Annotated in this window: 16 protein-coding genes and 1 riboswitch; of the genes, 4 read left to right on the top strand and 12 right to left on the bottom strand. The window is 35.7% G+C overall.

From position 1 onward, the window contains the following. Positions 1 to 200: 200 nt before the first annotated feature. The 3 genes from ACEVFT_RS07275 to ACEVFT_RS07265 all read right to left on the bottom strand — a co-directional run bounded on the left by ACEVFT_RS07275 (position 201) and on the right by ACEVFT_RS07265 (position 5010). Complete coding sequence (locus ACEVFT_RS07275) at positions 201 to 1604, bottom strand: SpoVR family protein (RefSeq protein ID WP_205445681.1); 1404 nt, start codon at positions 1602 to 1604, stop codon at positions 201 to 203. 44 nt (positions 1605 to 1648) lie between these two features. Further along, complete coding sequence (gene yhbH, locus ACEVFT_RS07270) at positions 1649 to 2806, bottom strand: sporulation protein YhbH (RefSeq protein ID WP_393949047.1); 1158 nt, start codon at positions 2804 to 2806, stop codon at positions 1649 to 1651. A gap of 308 nt (positions 2807 to 3114) precedes the next feature. Next, positions 3115 to 5010 carry a PrkA family serine protein kinase gene (locus ACEVFT_RS07265; RefSeq protein ID WP_205447124.1) on the bottom strand — a complete coding sequence of 632 codons (1896 nt, stop codon included), beginning with the start codon at positions 5008 to 5010 and terminating at the stop codon, positions 3115 to 3117. Positions 5011 to 5222: 212 nt separating this feature from the next. On the opposite strand from ACEVFT_RS07265, the gene ACEVFT_RS07260 reads away from it, so the two are divergent. Both ACEVFT_RS07260 and ACEVFT_RS07255 read left to right on the top strand, forming a co-directional pair. Next, positions 5223 to 6218 (top strand): M23 family metallopeptidase, encoded by a 996-nt coding sequence (locus ACEVFT_RS07260; RefSeq protein ID WP_342441643.1) that lies wholly within the window; start codon positions 5223 to 5225, stop codon positions 6216 to 6218. Positions 6219 to 6481: 263 nt separating this feature from the next. Further along, a complete protein-coding gene (locus tag ACEVFT_RS07255; RefSeq protein ID WP_393949045.1) occupies positions 6482 to 8176 on the top strand; it encodes a methyl-accepting chemotaxis protein in 1695 nt (564 codons plus the stop codon). Between the two features lie 56 nt (positions 8177 to 8232). On the opposite strand, the gene ACEVFT_RS07250 is transcribed toward ACEVFT_RS07255, so the two are convergent. The 6 genes from ACEVFT_RS07250 to ACEVFT_RS07225 form a co-directional block, all read right to left on the bottom strand. Further along, positions 8233 to 8907, bottom strand: coding sequence for a hypothetical protein (locus ACEVFT_RS07250; RefSeq protein WP_393949044.1), 675 nt, complete (start codon positions 8905 to 8907; stop codon positions 8233 to 8235). 137 nt (positions 8908 to 9044) lie between these two features. Continuing rightward, complete coding sequence (locus ACEVFT_RS07245; RefSeq protein ID WP_393949043.1) at positions 9045 to 10535, bottom strand: sodium:solute symporter family protein; 1491 nt, start codon at positions 10533 to 10535, stop codon at positions 9045 to 9047. Between the two features lie 21 nt (positions 10536 to 10556). Next, entirely contained in the window at positions 10557 to 11309 is a 753-nt protein-coding gene (locus ACEVFT_RS07240) for an SDR family NAD(P)-dependent oxidoreductase (protein WP_393949041.1), read from the bottom strand. Continuing rightward, entirely contained in the window at positions 11299 to 13050 is a 1752-nt protein-coding gene (locus ACEVFT_RS07235) for a methyl-accepting chemotaxis protein (RefSeq protein WP_393949039.1), read from the bottom strand. Before ACEVFT_RS07235 ends, ACEVFT_RS07240 begins: the two co-directional genes overlap by 11 nt. Positions 13051 to 13157: 107 nt before the next feature. Then, positions 13158 to 13243: riboswitch (cyclic di-GMP riboswitch) on the bottom strand. A 221-nt stretch (positions 13244 to 13464) separates the two neighbouring features. After that, on the bottom strand, positions 13465 to 13659 hold the full coding sequence (locus ACEVFT_RS07230) for a hypothetical protein (protein WP_004225659.1): 195 nt from the start codon (positions 13657 to 13659) through the stop codon (positions 13465 to 13467). A gap of 141 nt (positions 13660 to 13800) precedes the next feature. Then, the gene (locus ACEVFT_RS07225; RefSeq protein WP_393949038.1) at positions 13801 to 14295 is read right to left on the bottom strand and encodes a YehS family protein; all 495 of its coding nucleotides are present in this window, start codon (positions 14293 to 14295) and stop codon (positions 13801 to 13803) included. 186 nt (positions 14296 to 14481) lie between these two features. Here ACEVFT_RS07225 and ACEVFT_RS07220 point away from each other — a divergent pair, with 186 nt between their 5' ends. After that, a complete protein-coding gene (locus ACEVFT_RS07220; protein WP_004225662.1) occupies positions 14482 to 14685 on the top strand; it encodes an alpha/beta-type small acid-soluble spore protein in 204 nt (67 codons plus the stop codon). Positions 14686 to 14755: 70 nt separating this feature from the next. Here the strand turns inward: ACEVFT_RS07220 and ACEVFT_RS07215 are convergent, their stop codons facing one another. From ACEVFT_RS07215 to ACEVFT_RS07205, 3 genes are all read right to left on the bottom strand, one after another. Then, positions 14756 to 15952, bottom strand: coding sequence for an MFS transporter (locus ACEVFT_RS07215; protein ID WP_393949035.1), 1197 nt, complete (start codon positions 15950 to 15952; stop codon positions 14756 to 14758). A gap of 301 nt (positions 15953 to 16253) precedes the next feature. Beyond that, positions 16254 to 17591 (bottom strand): trypsin-like peptidase domain-containing protein, encoded by a 1338-nt coding sequence (locus tag ACEVFT_RS07210; RefSeq protein WP_393949032.1) that lies wholly within the window; start codon positions 17589 to 17591, stop codon positions 16254 to 16256. A 236-nt stretch (positions 17592 to 17827) separates the two neighbouring features. Further along, positions 17828 to 18052, bottom strand: coding sequence for a DUF5412 family protein (locus ACEVFT_RS07205; protein WP_393949030.1), 225 nt, complete (start codon positions 18050 to 18052; stop codon positions 17828 to 17830). A 909-nt stretch (positions 18053 to 18961) separates the two neighbouring features. On the opposite strand from ACEVFT_RS07205, the gene ACEVFT_RS07200 reads away from it, so the two are divergent. Then, a complete protein-coding gene (locus ACEVFT_RS07200; RefSeq protein ID WP_342443504.1) occupies positions 18962 to 20257 on the top strand; it encodes a fibronectin type III domain-containing protein in 1296 nt (431 codons plus the stop codon). Positions 20258 to 20768 lie beyond the last annotated feature (511 nt).

Below are 20768 nucleotides of genomic sequence, written 5' to 3'. Positions count from 1 at the left end.
GAAGAGCTCTTATTTTCAATGTGGAGAAGTGAAGCGTGACAACACCTCTTCATAAAGAGTAGAGAACAGCTTCACTTTATTTGAAAACCTTTGCTACATTGTGGATTGGAGTGGAAGACTACTTAACTCCCGTTTTTTCAACACTATGAAAAAAACTTCTATCTGTTTGATGATACCGTCAACAGATAGAAGTTTTTTTGTCATACATTGCGTTTATAGTTTTTAGTGCCGTCATATGAATAAAGCATCGGCTTTTTATCCACATAGGTTTCTAAATGAACGGGCCGTCCCCATAGCTGATAAATATAAGGCAATACATTTTCTAAATAGCGAGGATCTAACTCCATCCCTTCGTAACCATGTACTAAATAGAGCTCACCATTACGCAAATAATCACCATTTTTCACTACAATATATGGGAAGCCCCCGTTTACACGCATGGATACAAGCTGATCTCGAACCATCTCATGATCCTTATCCGTTATACGATACTCATTACCTTTCTTTTGGAACAAATACAAATCTTCACGCTTCGCTAAATCCTTTGATAAATAGTTTCGAATAAAGGAAATATCCGATTCTATTTCTCTTACCTCAAAGATCTTTTCACGCCCCGTATTTGGCTGTACACCTAGCCGCTTCATTTCCTCTGTAGGATTATTATAGCGATTTTCAATATCCTCGAAAATTTTTATTCCAAGGTAATATGGATTAATCGATGTTTTGGATGGCTGCACAACCCCTGCATTTAATTTGGCATATTCAATTGTCTCAGCAGTGGTTAGTTTTAACTCCCGCATGATGCGTTGATGCCAGAAAGACGCCCAGCCCTCATTCATTATTTTTGTTTCTAATTGAGGCCAAAAATAAAGCATTTCCTCCCGCATCATTGTTAAAATATCTCGTTGCCAGTCCTCCAATTCACGGCTATACTCCTCCAAGAATAGCAACAAATCTTTTTCTGGCTTTGGCGGAAATTGCTTTAATCTTCGTCTAATTGGTTTATAAACTTTTTCTTTTTCTTCTATACTCCACAAATCATCATATGGTGATTTCGTTGGAGATTTTTCCTCTTCAAGATCATCGTCCTCACTCCAGGATAGCTTCGGTCGTAAAATAGATGGATCAATATGTTCCTGAATAGCTAAAACTGCATCTAAAAACTGCTCAACCTCATCCTTTCCATATTCTCTTTCATAATCAGCTATTCGCTCGGCAGTTGCGGTCATACTCTCTACCATATCTCTTCTTGTATTGGAAAAACGCACATTATTTTTAAAGAAATCACAGTGTGCTAAAACATGGGCAATGATCAATTTATTTTGGGTTAATGTATTGGTATCGAGCAAAAACGCATAGCAAGGATTTGAATTGATCACAAGCTCATAAATCTGGCTAAGTCCTAAATCATATTGAAGCTTCATTTTATGAAATTGTTTCCCGAAGCTCCAATGGGAAAAACGCGTAGGCATACCATAGGCGCCAAATGTATAAATAATATCTGCTGGACAAATTTCATAACGCATTGGATAGAAATCTAAGCCAAAGCTTGAGGCAATTTCGGTAATTTCATCTATTGCTCGTTGAAGCTCTTTTGTGTCCATTTTACGCCCCCTCCTTTGAACGTCGTACTGTGCAAACATCCATGTTATTCTTCATTTTTTTTGAAAAAGCTCTTTAAGGCATCATATACATCGCCTTTTTTTCTCAAAATATGGAATCTGAATTTAGGATCATCAATTTTTTTATACGTATACATAAGCGTTGAGAAACGGTTATGTTGATTCACCTCACCATAGCCAAACATGCTGGATACATCCATTAACTCTCCTACCAGTTTCAAGCACTTTTCATTATCCATCGAAATATTTTCACCATCTGAGAAATGGACAGGGTAGATATTGTAGCGAGACGGATGATATTTATCCTGAATTAACTCCAATGCCTTTTTATAAGCTGAAGAACAAATAGTTCCCCCACTCTCTCCCTTTGTAAAAAATTCCTCTTCAGTGACAACCTTTGCCTCTGTATGATGGGCAATAAATTCAATCTCTACGGTTTCATATTTTGATCGTAAAAACTTCGTCATCCAAAAGAAGAAGCTTCGTGCACAATATTTCTCAAAAGCTCCCATCGAGCCACTTGTATCCATCATGGCGAGTACTACGGCTTTGGATTCTGGTTTCTCCACTTCATCCCACGTTTTAAAACGTAAATCGTCATTGTGGATAGGCGTAATTTCCGCTTTCCCATGCATTGCATTGCGCTTTAATGCGTTTAAAATCGTTCGCTTTTTATCAACATTACCCATTAGCCCTTTTTTTCGAATATCATTAAACTCTATTTTTTCTGTTTTAATATCTGCCTTTTCCTTTTGCTGCAAATTAGGTAACTCAAGTTCATGGAATAAGACATTTTGGATTTCCTCAATACTGACTTCCGCTTCATAGTAATCTTGGCCAGGCTTGTCACCTGCTTCTTTTCCTTGGCCTTGAGCCTGATTGGCTTTACTGCCATCCCGGGCTACTACATCCCCGACACTACTATCCCCTTGTCCTTGCCCAACATGCTTAGAATTATCATAGTTATATCGAATTTTATATTCATCAAGTGACCGAATTGGTATTTTAATAACCTCGCGACCATTGGACATCACAATACTTTCTTCACTAACTAAATCTGGTAAATTATTTTTAATCGCATCTTTTACTTTTTCCATATGGCGTTCCTGGTCCTGGTGCCCTTTACGATGGAGGGACCAATTTTCCTGAGAAATGACAAAGCGTTTATTTTCGTGTTCAGTCATTTTTATCCTCACCCATCTATCAAATTCGCTTTTTCTATACTATGCTTGTGAGCCAAATTTTTGAACTTTTTTCATAAAATCAATTGTGCACCTATTAATTACGCCTCAGCGTAATTGCGTCCAGATTTTTTTCGAGCTTACTCGAAAAGCTCCGCTTCAATATCTATGGCATCCGCTGGGGCTTTTATCTCACCACCTATAGAGGTGGGTATTTTCTGCTGAATCAAGTTAAATCTCTCATCCTGATAGTAAAAGGAGTGCCCTAAAAATGGGACACTCCTAACTGACTTGGAACAATCAACATCAAGCTATCGATTGAGTAAACTTCCTACATATTGTAGCAACTCATTTGCCGATGTTGTATTATAGCCATGTTCATCAACAAGCCTTGCAACGACCTCATTAATTTTCTTCAGTTGCGATTTATCTGGCATTTTAGAAGAAGTTGTAATTTTCACAATATCTTTTAAATCTGCAAATAATTTCTTTTGAATAGCTTCTCGCAATCTTTCATGAGAATTATAGTCAAAACGTTTACCTTTTCGTGCATAGGCAGAAATTCGAATGAGAATCTCTTCACGGAATGCCTTTTTAGCATTTTCTGAAATGCCAATTTGCTCCTCAATCGAGCGCATTAATTTTTCGTCTGGGTTCATTTCTTCCCCAGTCAGAGGATCGTAAATTTTATTTTTATTACAAAATGCCTCTACATTATCAAGGTAGTTGTTCATTAATGTTTTTGCCGATTCTTCATATGAGTACACAAAAGCCTTCTGTACTTCATTTTTAGCAATTTCATCATATTCCTTACGAGCAACCGCAATGTAATTCATGTATTTTTCACGATCCTCTTGAGAAATCGACGCATGCTGATCCAATCCATCCTTTAATGCTCGTAAAACGTCTAATGCATTTATTGATGGTATCTCTTTGCGAATAATAGCAGAAGAAATACGGTTAATAATATAGCGTGGATCAATACCGTTCATGCCTTCATTTGGGAACTCTTTTTTCAGCTCCTCTAAGTCAACGGAATTAAATCCCTCCACATTTTCTCCGTCGTACAAGCGCATTTTTTTAATCAGATCCACACCTTGTTTTTTCGGTACTTCCAATCGAGTGAGAACCGAAAAGATTGCTGCGGCCTTTAAAGCATGCGGTGCAATATGGACATGGGCCATATCACTCTCATTTATCATCTTTTCATAAATATGCTCTTCCTGGCTAACTTTTAGGTTGTAGGGAATGGGCATAACGATAATTCGAGAATGTAATGCCTCGTTCTTTTTATTCGAAATAAATGATCGATATTCAGTTTCGTTTGTATGGGCAACAATTAACTCATCTGCACTAATTAAAGCGAACCTTCCCGCTTTAAAATTCCCTTCCTGTGTTAAAGATAATAAATTCCATAAGAATTTTTCATCAAGCTTCAGCATCTCCTGGAATTCCATCATTCCTCTATTGGCCTTATTCAGTTCCCCATCAAAGCGGTAAGCACGAGGATCAGACTCTGAACCAAATTCACCTATTGTGGAAAAATCAATACTTCCTGTTAAATCAGCGATATCCTGCGATTTAGGATCTGATGGTGTAAATGTCCCAATACCCACACGTTTGTCTTCTGAAAACGTAATACGTTCAATCATCACATTTTCAATGCGCCCATCGTATTCCTTTTCAAGACGCATTGTATTTAAAGGCGATAAACTTCCTTCAATTCTAATGCCATATTCCTCAAAAAACTCATTACGCAAATGATGTGGAATTAAATGGAGTGGATCTTCATGCATTGGACATCCCTTAATTGCGTAAACTGCACCCTCATCTGTTCGCGAATATTGTTCTAATCCACGTTTCAGTAAGGTAACGATTGTTGATTTACCACCACTAACTGGTCCCATTAATAATAAAATACGTTTTCTAACATCTAACCTGCGTGCTGCTGGATGGAAATATTCCTCCACCAGTCTTTCAATTGCTGTTTCAAGCCCAAAAATTTCTTGTCCGAAAAATTTGTACATTTTTTGCCCATCGCGTTCCTCTACACCAGAACTTTTTATCATATTGTAGACGCGTGAATGGGCTGTTTGAGCAACTTCAGGTCTTTCCCTAATGATGTTTAAATAATCTGCAAATGTTCCTTCCCACTTCAGCCTGTTTTCTTCTTCGCGATAGTTTTTCACTTTATCTAAAATGTTAATAGCCTTCCCTCCATTCAGGGCTTGATTTATAACATAGTATGAAGTTAATGGCATGATGATACCATTACTTTTTCTTTGATGAAGTTTCTTCTTATTATTTCTATTTTTTTTGGCAAAAAGATTGCGGATATATCAACTGTTTTAATACATAGAACCTTACTGAATGAAGATAAAAATTTCGGTTATTCTAACGTTAGAAAGGAGGTCCATCATTGCATCGCCATTTTACATTTCTTTTCACATTTTTATTTTTAGGGATAATGCTGTACCCTACTGCCTCTTTGGCAAAGGAGGATCTAACAGAAGAAGAAATTTTACAGCAGCGTATGTCCTATTATGTACAATTCGATGAATTACTCATTCCTTGGAACTTTTTGGCTGCTATCGATCAGTATGAAAGAAATTTACAATCTGTCCGTAAAGACATCCCTAAACGAGAAGGCTATTTGGCTATCCAATTTTCTGATGAATACTGGTCAGGCGCTTTAAATCCTGTAAAGGAAGACACTTCTCCTGAGACAATTAGCTATTTCGGAGGAATGGGCCTTGATGGTAATCACGATGGGCTCGCTAGTCCTAAGGATGATGAGGATGTCATTTTTTCGATGGCTAGTTATTTAGGGAAATTTGGAACAACTGATGAAGATTTTAAATTAGCATTATGGGAATATTATGGAAGCGAAGAAGCAGTCAATCAAATATTTACCATCTCCACATTGTACAGACATTTTAAAACAATTGAACTTGACGCACATACTTTCCCACTAAATATTCGCTCTGATTACAGTTACAAGGGCACATGGGGCGCCAATCGAGGTTGGGGTGGTCGCCGAATTCATGAGGGAACTGATATTTTTGCAAGCTATGGAACGCCAGTGTTATCTACCTCTTATGGGATTGTCGAGGTAAAAGGATGGAACCAATTTGGTGGCTGGCGTATTGGTATTCGCGACAACCATAATTCCTACCACTATTATGCCCACCTCGGTAGCTATCATAAGGAAATTGAAGTCGGTACAATTGTAAAACCTGGTACTGTTCTTGGCTATGTAGGAAGCTCTGGATACGGAAAAGAAGGTACATCTGGTAAATTCCCTCCACACCTTCATTATGGGATTTATAAATTTAACGGAAGAACCGAATGGGCTTTCGATCCTTATCCTTCCTTACTACAATGGGAGCGGCAAGCAAAAAAACAAAAACAGTAGATAATTTTTTACTTATGGCACTTGAAGCATGTTGCTTCAGGTGCATTTTCTTTCCACATAGGAAATTCTACATAAATACATGAATTTGTTATTAAACATCTATATATATTTAACTATTAATAAAAGGAAAACAATTATATCATTGTACTAAAAAACTATTTTTAAATATTTCTATCGAAAGGCTTATTAATATGCATAAATAGTTATAAAATAGTATTTGTGATTGAAAAAATTTCTCAATGAGATAGTAAAGGGATGGGAAAATGAAGGGCATTATCAAGTTTAAAACACTTAAAGCTCGAATTTTAAGTGCATTTATTCTTTTGTTAGTTTTAGTAGTTAGCTTTACAACCTACACTTACAATTCCAATACAAGTATGGAAAGACAAGCAAAAGATTTAGTAAAAGAAGATTTAGTAGTTTTAAATGCAAGTAAAAATTTAGCGCTGTCCATGAGTGTCCGTCTATCTGCAGCGTTAAATTATGTGTTGACAGGTGACGAAAAATACAAAGAATCGTTTGATGAGTATCGCAAAATGGCTGAGGAAAACAATGCTATTCTAGACAAATATGAAAAATCAGATGAACGCGAAAAACTAGTAGAAATAGCCCGTGATTGGAGTACCCTTGTTAATACAGAGGTATTTGATATCTATCAAAAAGGCAATAAGGAATTAGCTTTAGAAAATTTAATGGATACACATCAACTCGTAACGAAAGTGCGTTATGGTTATGAAAAACTGGCAGATGATCGTGCTGAAGCCATTACAGCTGTTGGTAATGATGTTGTATCAACTAGCTCAGAGAATCGAACAATTGGTATCGCTTTTAGTTTGATCCTAACAATAGCTGGTATTCTAATTGCCATTATCACAGCTAGTACCATATCAAAACCTGTTACAGTCGTAGCCAATCGAATGAAAGAATTAGCAGATGGAAATTTACAACTAGAGCCACTACCTGTAAAAACAAGAGATGAAATCGGAACGTTAATGGTAGCAGCCAATGACATGAACGAAAAATTAAAACAAACAATCCGCTCTATCTATACGGTTTCTGAAACAGTAGCAGCTAGTAGTGAAGAGCTTGCTCAATCATCGAATGAGGTACAAGCAGGTACTGAGCAAATTACAGTAACGATGCAAGAGCTTGCATCAGGTACAGAAACACAAGCCTCCACAACAGGTGATTTGGCAGAGACAATGACAGCATTTAAGCGTAGCATTCATGAAACTACACAAGAGGGCATTGAGTTAAGCAAACATTCTAGTCATGTTCAAAATTTAACGGTTTCCGGAAAAAGCTTAATGGTGCAATCTACCAAACAAATGGCTACAATAAATGAAATTGTATTAGACTCTGTGAAAAAGGTGGAAAATTTAAATGAGCAATCTGCTGAAATTTCCAAGCTTGTATCTGTTATCGATGATATTTCAAACCAAACAGATTTACTTGCACTAAATGCAGCAATTGAAGCAGCACGAGCAGGTGAGCATGGCAAGGGCTTTGCTGTTGTAGCAGATGAAGTCCGAAAGCTTGCTGAACAAGTACAGTTCTCTGTCACGGATATTGCAACAATTGTCCATCGTATTCAAGGTGAGACAGGCAATGTTACATCTGCCCTCCAAACTGGCTATGAGGAAGTAAAAAGAGGAACAACACAGCTCGATCAAACAAATGAAACATTTGAAAAAATTTCTGATGCTGTTGAGGATATGATCGATAATATTACAACCATATCAACGAATTTAAATCAGCTTGCTCAAAATTCTGAAACCATTAATGCTTCTATTGATGATATGGCCTCTATTTCGCAGGAATCTGCTGCTGGTGTTGAGCAAACAACAGCGACTGTAGAGGAAACGGCCGCTACAATGGATGAAATCGCTAGAAGTGCAAATCAGCTTGCTGGCATGGCTGAGGAATTAAATACGCAGCTACAGCAATTTAAAATTTAATCAACTACACAACAAAGGCTATCTCAAATTTCTCTATTTTGAGATAGCCTTTTCTATTATTGCCAATGACTTATCGGAACGCGTTCCAATTCATGACGTTTAATAATAACACTTATCTTTTGAAACCATTTCTCACAAAGCTCCATGGCTTCTTTATAGTCATCTTCCTCTTTCGAGATGGGCTCTTCACTATTATCCATAAACATATATTCTTGAATAGGCTCTGATAAATGATCTACTACTAGCTTTAACGATAGCTGTGAGATTGTATCTTCTTCTACCTCTTCTTCTTCTACTTCATCCGCTTCTGCAAGTAAGGACCCACTCATTAGGTGATTCTTTGTTCTAACCGTAAACACCTCATCTTCCATGATGGCCACTTCATATATTTTGTTAAACGGAATCTCTATTATTTTCAGTTCTTCGTCTAAAGCTTCTCTTCGTGCGAAAATAAGCGTGTTTGTCTGTTCATTTAACAATAAGGCATTCAACGCATCACCTGAAAGTGTACATTGTGTATGAGGAATAGCCATTATTTCCTCCTCACTAGCTTCTGTCATGGCGGCCAAAGTTTGTGCAGCAATATAACGCTCTTTTAAATAACGGATACTACCTATACCGACTAAAGCTAGCCCAATTAAAAAAAATAGCTGCTTAATAATGACTAATCCAATGGCATTTGCTAGAAAAAGATAGACAATTCCTAATAAAATGAAGAAAATATTTTTCATCCAAATCCCGCCTTTATCAAGATACTCACTAGAAAAATTCAGTTGATGTACTAGCAATAGTATTCTTGACTCTAGCTTTTCATTCTAATAAAAAACACGAATCCATTGAACTTTTCAATGAACCCGTGCTTTCATTTTTAACGACCCATTAACTCTTCTTTACTACTTACGTCGTCTAATGTTTTATCTTTTTCTATTTTGTGCATCTCAAGAACATGCTCAGATGGTGGTACTAGTAAGCTCACCACGACAATCGTGATACCCGTTATCACAACACCTGAAAATACAGGAGCCTGCCATAATTCATTTAATAGACCTATGAAGCCTTCTGATTGGATTGTCAGACTAGGTACGAATGTTAGTGATGTTACAATGTAATAAACTAAGCCAACAGAAATACTTGCCCAAACTGCCGGTGTACTCACACGTTTCCAAAATGGTCCTAAAACGATTGGCCAGAATATTGTCACGAAAATAATATCCCATGCTAAATAAGCTAAATCAATGACTTTTTGGAAGCTTACAGCTAGCACTAAACCTAATAAAGCACTAGCTAGAATAATAGATCGTGAAAATCTTAATAGCTTCTTAGGATCAGGGTTACGATTAATAAAATCTAAATAGATATTCTTTGTCACAATCCCCGAAGTCGCTACATAACATGCAGCTACTGTAGACATCCCCATGGCTGCCATGGCTGTTAAGAAAATAGCTGCTAATAAGGGCGGAAAATAACCTTGTGCAAAGGTAAGCATCAATGTTTCTGGGTTAGAGCTTTCAGGATAAATTGACTTGAAGGCTTCCCCTAGCATCCCTGGAATCCAGCTAATTGCAATGACAATAATACCAGCAATAATCATACTGCGCTGTGCCACTCGTGGACTTTTCGCTGCAGCTACCCTCTGCCCAAGATCAACTGCAGGGATATCTCCAAGTGCTAGTACAAGATATAAAGTCCAAAACTCTGCTCCTGCCTTCTCAAATAATGTACCGATATTCCACCACTCCGGATTAAATGTAACGTCTGGATAGTAAAACAAAATAAAAATGGTAATACCCAAAATACCGGCTACTGCAAGCGCACCTTGCACGATTTCAGTATAGGCAACTGCCCATAAACCACCAATAACTGAATAAATAGCCGTTAGCGATACAAATAGAAGTGCCGCAGGAATAAAATCAATTTGCAACAATTGCTGAATAATATAGGTACCACCAACTGTTAACGCCGCTGCATTAAAAACACCAAAAGCAATTGCCATAACGACTCCTGTATAGGCTCCTAGCTTTTTGCTGCCATAGCGTAAACCGTAGTAATCTGCTAAAGTCCAGCCCTTCAAACGTCGTAATGGTTTTGTCCAAATGAGTGCTCCAAGAATCATACAAGTCCCTAAACCACCCATTGTTGCCGATCCTTCAAAGCCACCGCTTGTATAACCTGAACCTACTGCTGCAAAAAAGAATGGGGCAGCTAGTAGGGCAGCGACTAAACTACCCGTTACAACGGATAAAGGCATGCTCCAGCCAGCAACAATTAAATCCTCAGCTGTGTTGACACGCTTATAGCCTTTATAGCCAATGTAATAGATAAATAATAAGTATAAGCAAAAGATAATAATATTTAACATTGTTTACTCCTTAGTTTTCCATTATCCGTTCATCACGACTCCACCATTAGGCGTTAAAACTTGACCTGTATAGAAGTCAGCATGATGAGAGGCTAAAAATAACACACTTTTCGCAATCTCTTCTGGTTGCGCTAAACGTTTTAATGGATATTTTGCTGATTCTTCCTCCACATAGTTATCGCCAAATTCTTTTAAAATGTCCGTAAATGTTCCACTAGGGGCAACTGCATTGACAAGTATCGAAGGTGCTAATTCTCTTGCTAAAGACTTGGTAAAAGCATTGATAGCACCCTTCGCAGCTGAATAATGTGAGAATTCCTCACAACCTAAGCTACCAATATCAGATGAAATATTTATGATTTTTCCTCTATTACGTTCTTTCATTCTTTTTGCTGCTTCACGACAATTGTAGAAGCAACCATATAAATGAACTTTAATCATGCGATCCCACTGCTCGTCCGTTAAATCTGTAATGCTTGAACCCTGTGCAAAGCCTGCATTATTCACAAGAATATCAATATCCCCAAACTGCTCGTCCATAAATTGATACATCGCTTTTACTTCCTGTGAATTAGAAACATCGGCATAGAATGTTAAAGCTTTTACACCAAGCTTTTCTGCTTCTTTACGAACCGCTTCTGCCTCTTGCTCATTCCCTATATAATTGATTAAAATATTCGCTCCATGTTGCGCAAATCCTAATGCAATGGCTTTGCCGATTCCTTTACTAGAGCCTGTAATTAAAACATTTTTTCCTGTAAAATTAATGTTCATTATGATCATTCTCCAATTTGAATTTTGCCACAAGACCTTGCAGCTCTTCTGCTGTTTTGCCCAGTGACGAAGAGGCATCCTTTACTTCCTGCATGGTAGATAATTGCTCTTGTGTAGATTTCGATACATTCGAAGAGAATTCCGCTGACTGCTCTGCAGATTGTTTAATATTATTAACAGATGCCGCCACTTCCTCTGAGGATGCGGATATTTGTTGTGAGGCTGCAGAAATTTCACGTATTTGGCTAGCCACCTCTTCTGAGGAAGTAAGAATTTCTTTAAAGATTTCTCCTACTTCATTCGTGAATGCCATCCCTACCTTAACATCCTCTTTGCCCTTCTCCATGACCGTAATAGAAGCGTTTGAATCAGATTGAATAGAACTAATTAAATTGTAAATTTCTGTTGCTGATTGAGAGGATTGTTCAGCTAAGCGTCTCACCTCATCTGCAACAACGGCAAAGCCTTTACCATGCTCACCTGCCCGTGCAGCTTCAATGGCAGCATTTAATGCTAATAGATTTGTTTGATCGGCAATAGCAGTAATTAAGCTAACAATTTCACTTATTTTTTTAGTATTAACATGTAGTCCATTAATGGTTGTCCCTATTTGTTCAACAGAATCATTAATTAATTCCATTTGTGCAATAACCTGTTGTACAACTTCATTGCCTCGTTCAGAAGCCTGTGATGCTGAGATAGACGATTCCGCAGCAGTGTTTGCAGAATCAGCAATTTGCTGAATACCTGTTGCTGTTTCCTCCATAGCAGCGGCTGTTTCCTCGGTCATGGTCATCGAGGCCTCAGCATTTTGCGTAATTTGATTCATATCTAATGCAATATTTGTGGAGCTACTATAGGTTTCACCAGCATGTACAGTGAGCTGATTAGCTGCTGAAGACACATGATTGGATGTATTTCGTATGTTTAAAATAATATGTTGCAAATTAGCCACCATTGTCCGAATGGATTCAGATAATTTTCCAATTTCATCCTTTGATGTCTCTAAGTCAACATCTATTAATTCACCATTTGCCACTTGATTGGCAACATTCACCACTTTTTTCAGTGGTTTTAAAAGTCGATCTATAATTATGTAAACTAATACTAATAAAATTAAAATGCCGATAATGGCAATGACAATTTGTTTGATTACACTTGTTTTAATAATCGTATTGATATAATCAGCGGAGTAATCAATCCCTAATAGGGCAATCAGTTGTCCACTATCATCTTTAATGGGACTAAAAACAGTTCTCCAAGAGCCAAAAGGATCTTCGAAAATATCTGTTACTTCCGTACTGTTATTTTCAATAGCTAATTTTGCTGTTTCTACATGTTCATCCGCTAATTCAGTAAAAATTTCACCAGCTTCGTATACTTCATTTAGATTAGAGGTATAGCCAATGGGGTTGACACCACCCTCATCCTTTACATCCCAAATATAACTCCAGCTCATAATACCTTGCTGTTCTTGAATCATATCAAGTTGCTTTTGGATTTTTGTAAACTTTGCGTTTGTTTCCCCTTTTTCGGACAGCAAGTCTTTCACTTCATCACTGTCTAAATTCATAGCTGTTAATAAGCCAACACTTTTTAATTCCTGCTCCAAATCCACATTCATCCGATTATTCAATTCACTAATACTTTGCGTTGTAATAATGGCGATAAGCAGTAAAACAACGATAGAGACTGTTAGTAAAAGCTTGTTTTTTAATGATGTGTTTTTTAACAACTTCATTACCCCTTTTCCCCTTTTGAATTTTTCTTACAAAAAAAATAGCCTATTTCAAAAGAAATAGGCATAAAAGAACAAAAACTAGAATTGGAATGATACAACTAGCACTCTTTTGCAACCCAGCCGTCATAGCATTTATTGCCTTAGACCTGTAGCTTTGCGTCTCTACTTTTCAGTAAATTTGCCTATATTTCCATACCAAAATTAACACAATAGGTAAAAGTAGTCAATGCTCGCCATTTAAAATATACATATTTTATACTATCTTATCCATCAATAACAATTATTTTTGTGTTTGAAAATACATCATTAAGAAGTTTTTATTCATCTTATTGAACAAAATAAAAACAGCTACAACCTCAATTAACGTTGTAACTGTCTATTTTCATTTCACTTACCCCTAAGTGTTTGAATAAATTATACATTTTGTGTGACAAGTAATACGGATGGTATAAAGGATAATGCAAACATAGCGATATACCATACTGAAGTACGACGTAATGAAAAGCGTACTTTTTTTCGCTCCGCATAAAAAATATCTAACATAACTGCAACAATAAAAGGCATTGTAATACATGCAATAGCTACTAATAAGATGTCAAAATAAATCATACAAGCACCCCTTTGTTTGTGAACATTTTTCATCTTTTTTGTGAACATTTTGTGATAATTTTATTGTACACAATTTCGTCACAAAATGTCAACGAGTTTCAAAGAAAAAAATGGCACTTTATGATTGATATCCTTCGTGCGTTACGCTCTATATTTATATGTTAAGCCTCTTAAAAAATTTCGTACGAATGAATCGCCGCACTCTTTATAATTACGATGACTTGGATTTCTTAAAATAGCACCTAATTCACCTTTTGTAACTTTTATTCCGCCATCGTATAAAAGCTCAAGCATCTCCTCAGTTGTTAAAGCTAAAGCAATTTTCACTTTCTTTAATAGCATATTATTTGGGCTTTCTTTACCAGACACAGGTAGCGGCCCCTCTGTCTGTCCTTCCTTTGGTTTTTGAGGCCCACGTTTAAAAGTAATTAATCCATTTAAAAAAGCCTCTAACATTTTGTTATTACATTTGATGTATTCTTCCGGCGCTTCTTCCTCATCATTAATCTTAATCAGCATATTTAATACTTCTTCCTTTGTATAATCCATGCCACCTAGTTTGAAAATTTCTACCATATCTACATTTTTTATATCGAACGCATAGCGTAAACGAATTAAGATATCGTTATTCGTCATTATGTTATTCCTCCTTTAATTAACCTTATATAGTAAAGAGCCAGGCTTAATTATAACAGAGAGTTTGCTGATTATTACTAGCTTTCCACAAGTTGTTGTTGTTAGCAATTAGCGTGTGCATTTCCTACTTTTTAAATGTATGAAAAGTTTAATCACAACCATTCTAAGGTCAAGGAGGTGAGAACAATGGCTAATAATAACCGCAGTTCAAATAAACTTCTAGTACCGGGTGTACATGAAGCTGTCAATCAAATGAAATATGAAATTGCACAAGAGTTTGGCGTTCAGCTTGGGCCAGAAGCATCTTCTCGCGCAAATGGTTCCGTTGGAGGAGAGATTACAAAACGCCTTGTTGAAATCGCTGAGAAACGTTCAAAGGGTTTATTATAATTAAATACTAATAAAAAAAGAACGAATCCCATTTGAAGAAATGGAATTCGTTCTTTCGTGCTCTAAAAAATTATGCTGTTTGCAATTCCTTACCTGAGCTCTTAAGCGTTAGCATGATGATAAAGGAAATACAATACAGTGCTGCTAAGTAAATCATAACGACAGTCATATCGTAGCTTTGTAAAATATAGCCGACAAAGATTGGTGAAAACCCACCTATAGCTCGACCAAAGTTAAAAATGGTGTTTTTTGCTGTACTGCGAATTTGTACTGGATAGAAGCTACTAATTAATGCACCATATCCTGCAAACATGCCATTAGAGAAGAATCCTACCACCGCACCGCCTACTAATATCGCTACTGCACCTGTTGCAAATGAGTAAAGGAATACAGCACATGCAGAGGCTAATAAAAAGATACCGAATGTTCGCTTTGCACCAAAACGATCCATAAATCTACCAAACGTCAGCATTCCAATGATCATGCCGACTGCGGTACTAATTGTCCACAATGCTGAGCTTGAGACCGATAAACCCTGCGATTTCTGTAGCATCGATGGTAGCCAAATCATCAGACCATTATAGCCTGCAATTTGAACAGTAGCCATTAGAATCAGAGAGAGTGTTGTCATGGTGATACGTGGTGAAGCAAATAACTGTGTCAATTTCCCGTTCTCTTGCTTATTTTTTTGTTTTTTCTGCGCTGCTAACCATTCTGGTGATTCATCAATATTTTTACGTACGATAAAGGCGAAAATGACTGGTAGTAATCCTACAAAGAATAATGCTCGCCATCCTAATGTTGGTAAAATAATAGCACTTAACAAAGCTGCTAAAATTACTCCATATTGTGCACCTACACTGACGTAGGAGGATGCTCTGCCTTGTTTATTTTTTGGCCAAGCCTCTGCCACAAGCGCCATACCAATACCGTATTCCCCACCTGCACCTAAGCCAGCAATAAATCTATACACATAAACTTGTTCAATACTTGTTGCTACTCCTGTTAAGGCCGTTCCGATGGCAAATAAAATAATCGTATACGTAAACACTTTTACTCGACCATATTTATCTGCTAACACTCCGAAAACAATACCACCCAGTAGCATCCCAATATTCGTGATGGATGAAATCAATCCACCTGTTGCAAGGTCAATATTAAATTCTGCAATAATCATTGTCATAGCAAAAGAAATAAACATAATGTCCATTCCTTCTAGCGTTAACCCAGCCACTGAAGCGACCACGGTTTTTTTACGATAATCCATTCTTTCTAGCCTCCAATTTTCTAGTTGTCGATCTCTTTTAGTGAATGGATTATAGCTGTCTTGTCCATTCTCTTTTGAAGCCTCACGGGACTTCCTTTAAAAGAGGGGTATGGAACAAAATAAAGCCCTTCCGTCAAAGAGGACAAAAGGGCATGACAAAGCAAAGATATTAGCTTAAAAATATCACATAGCCCTTTTCAGCCTCTCTGGACCGTATTAAAGGATTTTTATATCGTTCATTTATACCGTTCTACATTCTATAAGATTTCGAATGAAAAAGCAATGGTTGAATAGTGGAAATTTAAGTCGCTATTTCTATAAAGTTTTGAGCAAACTGATAAATTAAATAGGCAGGTACAGCCAAATTAAGGTTTTGACCATCATCGAAGCCTGCTGTAATCAATCCGACCAATCGACCATGCATATCCAATAAAGCACCACCCGAACTGCCGTTTGAAATAGCAGCCGTAAATTGAATCATAGACATTTGTCGTATATCACGAAAGCCGGAAACAATCCCATCAGAAACCGAATTAAACAATCCTAAAGGACTGCCAATCGCCACAATTTTTTGCCCTCGAACTAATTGTCCATCCATTTTAACAGGTAAAGGATGGCTTATTCTGTCTACCTTTAAAATAGCCAAATCATGCATATCATGATATTTCACAAATTGATGGGTAATATACTCGTTGGTATCATTTTCATATAGCACAGAATAATATTTTCCACCACCCACAACATGCAAGTTCGTCAATATATAACCCGCTTGATGGAGAACGACACCAGAGCCAAAGCATAAAACCTTGTCATCCTCTCCGAATGTCTTAATCATCACAACAGATGTGGCTAAGGAAGCTAATTGCTCATAGCTCCACTCCTCTGTCGTATTCGTATTTTGAGCCGGAATGTTCAATTGTCTTGTAGTACTTTTAGTAGGCAATGGTATTTCTTTTTCATAGAAATGACGACACATATGTAAGGTAGATGACGTTTCTATAATAGGGTACAAATTGGCCATATCTCCTTTAGGATTCATGTAACAAATATCGCACCCCAGTGTCGATAAGAAATATAAAAACAATAATTCATGCTGCGTGATGTCACCTATAAAAACAATTTTTTGGGACGTTTGATTTTCCTCAGAAAAAATTTGTGGTAAATAATAATCCATCCAGTATAAAAATTTAACTGCAAAATTTTTTAACAACGTTTCATTAGGATAAGGCTGATTTTCTTTAAATAGTTGAATCATCTGTTTAAAGCTTAGCTTTTTTGTCCATTCAAGTTGATCGCTCGCTAATTTACTGCACATAGGTAGCTTATACAGTAATTGCGTGTTGTCAGCAGCGGTCTGCCACGTTCTCCAACTTTCCGACAATCTATCTACATCTTCCTTATTGCGGATGATCTCAAGCTTATATAGTCGTAAATAAAATACGTTTTGCTTGGAGAAATACTCCTCCATTTTTAGAATATCTTCTTTATAAAAATCTACAGAATCAGGTATACCAATATATCGTAGAAAAACAACTTCCTTCGTAAGGGAATGTTTGTTGTGATTAATTTGCATAAACTCCTGAAAAGTATTTACTGATTTTTTATATTTAATTTTTAACGGTCTAGTTGTCACAATCATCTTCATACAACTCCTATAAGCACGTCATTACATATAATGGTACTTATATACAATTCTCTGATGTTTCTCTAAATCCTCTATTCGTTGCAAACAAAAAAGCCCAACTCTATAAAGAATTGGACGTAGCTTTGGAATAAAGATTGATTATAAGAATGAGATTTTTGAAAAAAAGTTTGGTCATTTACCAGCTATGTTGTTCAACAAACGCGCCCGATTATTGAAGAAAAGGGCGAGTATCATTGTTTTCTAAAATTAAATTTATCATTTGACACATCTAACGTATGACCGTTTATTACCACTGTATTATTGTCTATCCAAATAATTTTTTCAGTTCCTTCACGATTGTTCCAGTTTTTTATATTTCTTTTATGATTAAATACCAACCCACAAATAGAATACGAAGTTGTAGCCCCCTTACAGGACTTATAAGAAAGGTAAATTAACTTGGCAGTATTAGTCATCCAATGGAACTTTGTAAAAACTAGGGATTGTAGAAAATGCCCCAAATTTTTTGTCGAGGATGAACGAGTTATATTTCGCATGTTTTAAAATCAATCAGCTTGTGCTTTTACTGGTGAAATAACTGACGAAAAAAATAAGGTGATTGGAATCATGAAGGGAAAAGGTATTATTAGAAGAACTAAATCACTTATAAGATACCTCAATCTTTCTCACCTTTTTAACAAGGGTATTAACATAAATTCTCAACAAAAATCTAAAAAAACGCTCAGATTTAACTCTGGGCGTTTTTAGATAAAATTATTTTAATTTTGTTGATTATCCAATTAAAAGTAAATTGATATATAACAAATAGAAATGTTAATTCAAGGCCATATAATATCGAACTAATAGGATTAAAGCTTGATATAAAATACGAGTATATTGATCCGCTTATTATTCCTATGAGAACATAAGAAATAACATATGATGGAAATATAAACGTTTTTTTATTTTTAACCTTCATTATAATTAATCCATCAATCAGTATAGACAAAGGAAAAATGATGATGAAAAGAAATGTTAGATTAATAATCAACGTTATTGTAAATTCATATCCAAAATTAGAATAAAATTCATTGGTTCTTCCTTCACCTGCTGAAAAGTATTTAAATACTCCCAAAAATATTGGTATTGTGATAGCTGTGAAAATTGCAGAAAGGAATTTAATATAAGGTCTATGAAATGATGACTGCAGTGTTTTGTTTTTCATATTTACTCCAATTCTACTTAATAATATTTAAGTAATTTTATGATATTTTTCCAATAAATTTATTATATCATAAAATTTAATTATTAAAAAATCAAGTTTTTCTATTTTATATATGATAGTATATATTTGAGTTTAAAAATTTATTAAAAGGAGAAATTGCATGAAATTACCATTAACTCTTACTTTGTTACTAACTTTTGTAATGTTTTTTAGCTTTTCAGATATAATGGAAGCAAGTGCGTCCGATAAAACCATTCCATCAGTTAGTGTAACACCAGATTTCAACTCTATAGACGTACAATGGAATTTTAAAGGGGATTTATTTAAAATTATCGATAATAAAGGTGATATTATTTATAACGGAGACCAGAATAGTTATAAATTAGTTGATTTAGAGTCGAATAGTTTAGTTAGTTTTTATATAGTTGCTTATAATGACGGCAACATCACCAACAGCCAACATATTATTACAACTACTCTTAAAAATACAAATAAACTAAATATGAGAACTCTAGCATCCTCAACCGAAATTGATACTTCTATTACCAGCATTGCATCAAGTGAAGGGGTTAATCTAGACTGGAATGATATCCCTGGAGTTGAAGAATACCGTGTTTTCAGGAATCAAGAATTAATAGCTACTATAAGTGATAGTAATTATACAGACGTAAACATAGTTAAGAATTCTACATACACATATGAAATTGAATTCTCAATTCCTCTTTCCGATAGTGAAAAGGTAGAAACAAAGAATTTTCTATCAGACAATGAGCTTCTTGATCTTAGTGATAAAGAAATTGAACAAATGAGTCAAAGCAGACCAGTTAGCATAATTAGAATTGTAGATACAACTCCTCCTTCATTGCCAATTCAACCGCTAGCAACACCTACTACAAGTTTCTCATGGGTTTATAAAACATTCCTTCCAATGGATTATATTGAAGATCCTATTCCGTTAAATGGAATTGCATTCTTCGGAGGAGATAATAGGACTTTCAGTTTTGATTCGGAAAAATACCGAACAAAAATGTGGGGCAAAACAGTTTTCTCTTATGATTCAACGCATGATTTTAGTAAGAATGTAGGTAAGACAACTGCGTATGACGATAACAAAAAACTTATTTCTTCAAAAACAGCATCAGATGAATTAATGTATGGAGTAAAAAATACACATACTTATACAAAAGCTGACTATACTTATTATCATAAAGTCGGAAATCCCTATATACCAATATCCGGACATGAGATAGATATTCTCATGAGAGTTGTTACTAATAGTAATGGTACTTATAGCTTTGAAGGTAAGCATGACAGAGCTCCATCACATGAGCTTTATCTAACATTAAATAATGGGGTAAGTAATCGCCAGATTTTTGCTCATCCTAACGAAGGTCTTGGTTATTTAGGAGGACCAAGTACTTTAGCTAGAAGTTTTTCAATTACTGGGAGTTTGTAATGATTTATTGTTAATCGCAAACGCTATATAATATATTTCAAATCGCTTTATAAGCTTTAAAAGAGGCTGGGACAGAACTCGATTATATTGAAAAACAATAAAAATGGATATTAGCTTTTTTACTTTAAGAAGTTAAATATGCCTTCCTAAATCAAAAAAATGTTAGACCAATTATATCTTGGTCTAACATTTTTTCTTTTTGTCCCAGCCTCTTTAGTGTATTTTAGCTTTATTGAACTTATATATTCTACTAGGATAATTTCAGTTTCAAGTTACTTTTTATTAAGTACCTCCTACCTAATTAAATCTGATTAATATCTAAAGAGTTTCATACTTGAAGATCATTTCGCTCCATTTGTAGAAACGTAGTAACTATTAAGCTCAGAAAGATGTATAAATTTAAAAGCTTTTTAGTAAATTCATATAGTGAGGATTAAATTATTTTTTATCTTATTGTTACGTAGATTGGAGGGGGAAGTTATTTACTGCTGATATTCAACAATATGGCCCG

This window comes from Lysinibacillus sp. PWR01 (assembly GCF_043359455.1).
GTDB lineage: Bacteria > Bacillota > Bacilli > Bacillales_A > Planococcaceae > Lysinibacillus > Lysinibacillus fusiformis_F.
The sequence above is the reverse complement of the archived record's forward strand: the minus strand, read 5'-3'. Positions and strand labels throughout refer to the sequence as shown.

What these genes read in the sequence shown, in the direction of transcription:
- ACEVFT_RS07235 (WP_393949039.1), bottom strand. Translation starts at nt 13,050, where the DNA reads ATGAAGTTGTTAAAAAACACATCATTAAAAAACAAGCTTTTACTAACA.
- ACEVFT_RS07200 (WP_342443504.1), top strand. Translation starts at nt 18,962, where the DNA reads ATGAAATTACCATTAACTCTTACTTTGTTACTAACTTTTGTAATGTTT.
- ACEVFT_RS07205 (WP_393949030.1), bottom strand. Translation starts at nt 18,052, where the DNA reads ATGACTAATACTGCCAAGTTAATTTACCTTTCTTATAAGTCCTGTAAG.
- ACEVFT_RS07215 (WP_393949035.1), bottom strand. Translation starts at nt 15,952, where the DNA reads ATGGATTATCGTAAAAAAACCGTGGTCGCTTCAGTGGCTGGGTTAACG.
- ACEVFT_RS07255 (WP_393949045.1), top strand. Translation starts at nt 6,482, where the DNA reads ATGAAGGGCATTATCAAGTTTAAAACACTTAAAGCTCGAATTTTAAGT.
- ACEVFT_RS07225 (WP_393949038.1), bottom strand. Translation starts at nt 14,295, where the DNA reads ATGACGAATAACGATATCTTAATTCGTTTACGCTATGCGTTCGATATA.
- ACEVFT_RS07245 (WP_393949043.1), bottom strand. Translation starts at nt 10,535, where the DNA reads ATGTTAAATATTATTATCTTTTGCTTATACTTATTATTTATCTATTAC.
- ACEVFT_RS07240 (WP_393949041.1), bottom strand. Translation starts at nt 11,309, where the DNA reads ATGAACATTAATTTTACAGGAAAAAATGTTTTAATTACAGGCTCTAGT.
- ACEVFT_RS07210 (WP_393949032.1), bottom strand. Translation starts at nt 17,591, where the DNA reads ATGATTGTGACAACTAGACCGTTAAAAATTAAATATAAAAAATCAGTA.
- ACEVFT_RS07220 (WP_004225662.1), top strand. Translation starts at nt 14,482, where the DNA reads ATGGCTAATAATAACCGCAGTTCAAATAAACTTCTAGTACCGGGTGTA.
- ACEVFT_RS07230 (WP_004225659.1), bottom strand. Translation starts at nt 13,659, where the DNA reads ATGATTTATTTTGACATCTTATTAGTAGCTATTGCATGTATTACAATG.
- ACEVFT_RS07275 (WP_205445681.1), bottom strand. Translation starts at nt 1,604, where the DNA reads ATGGACACAAAAGAGCTTCAACGAGCAATAGATGAAATTACCGAAATT.
- ACEVFT_RS07250 (WP_393949044.1), bottom strand. Translation starts at nt 8,907, where the DNA reads ATGAAAAATATTTTCTTCATTTTATTAGGAATTGTCTATCTTTTTCTA.
- yhbH (WP_393949047.1), bottom strand. Translation starts at nt 2,806, where the DNA reads ATGACTGAACACGAAAATAAACGCTTTGTCATTTCTCAGGAAAATTGG.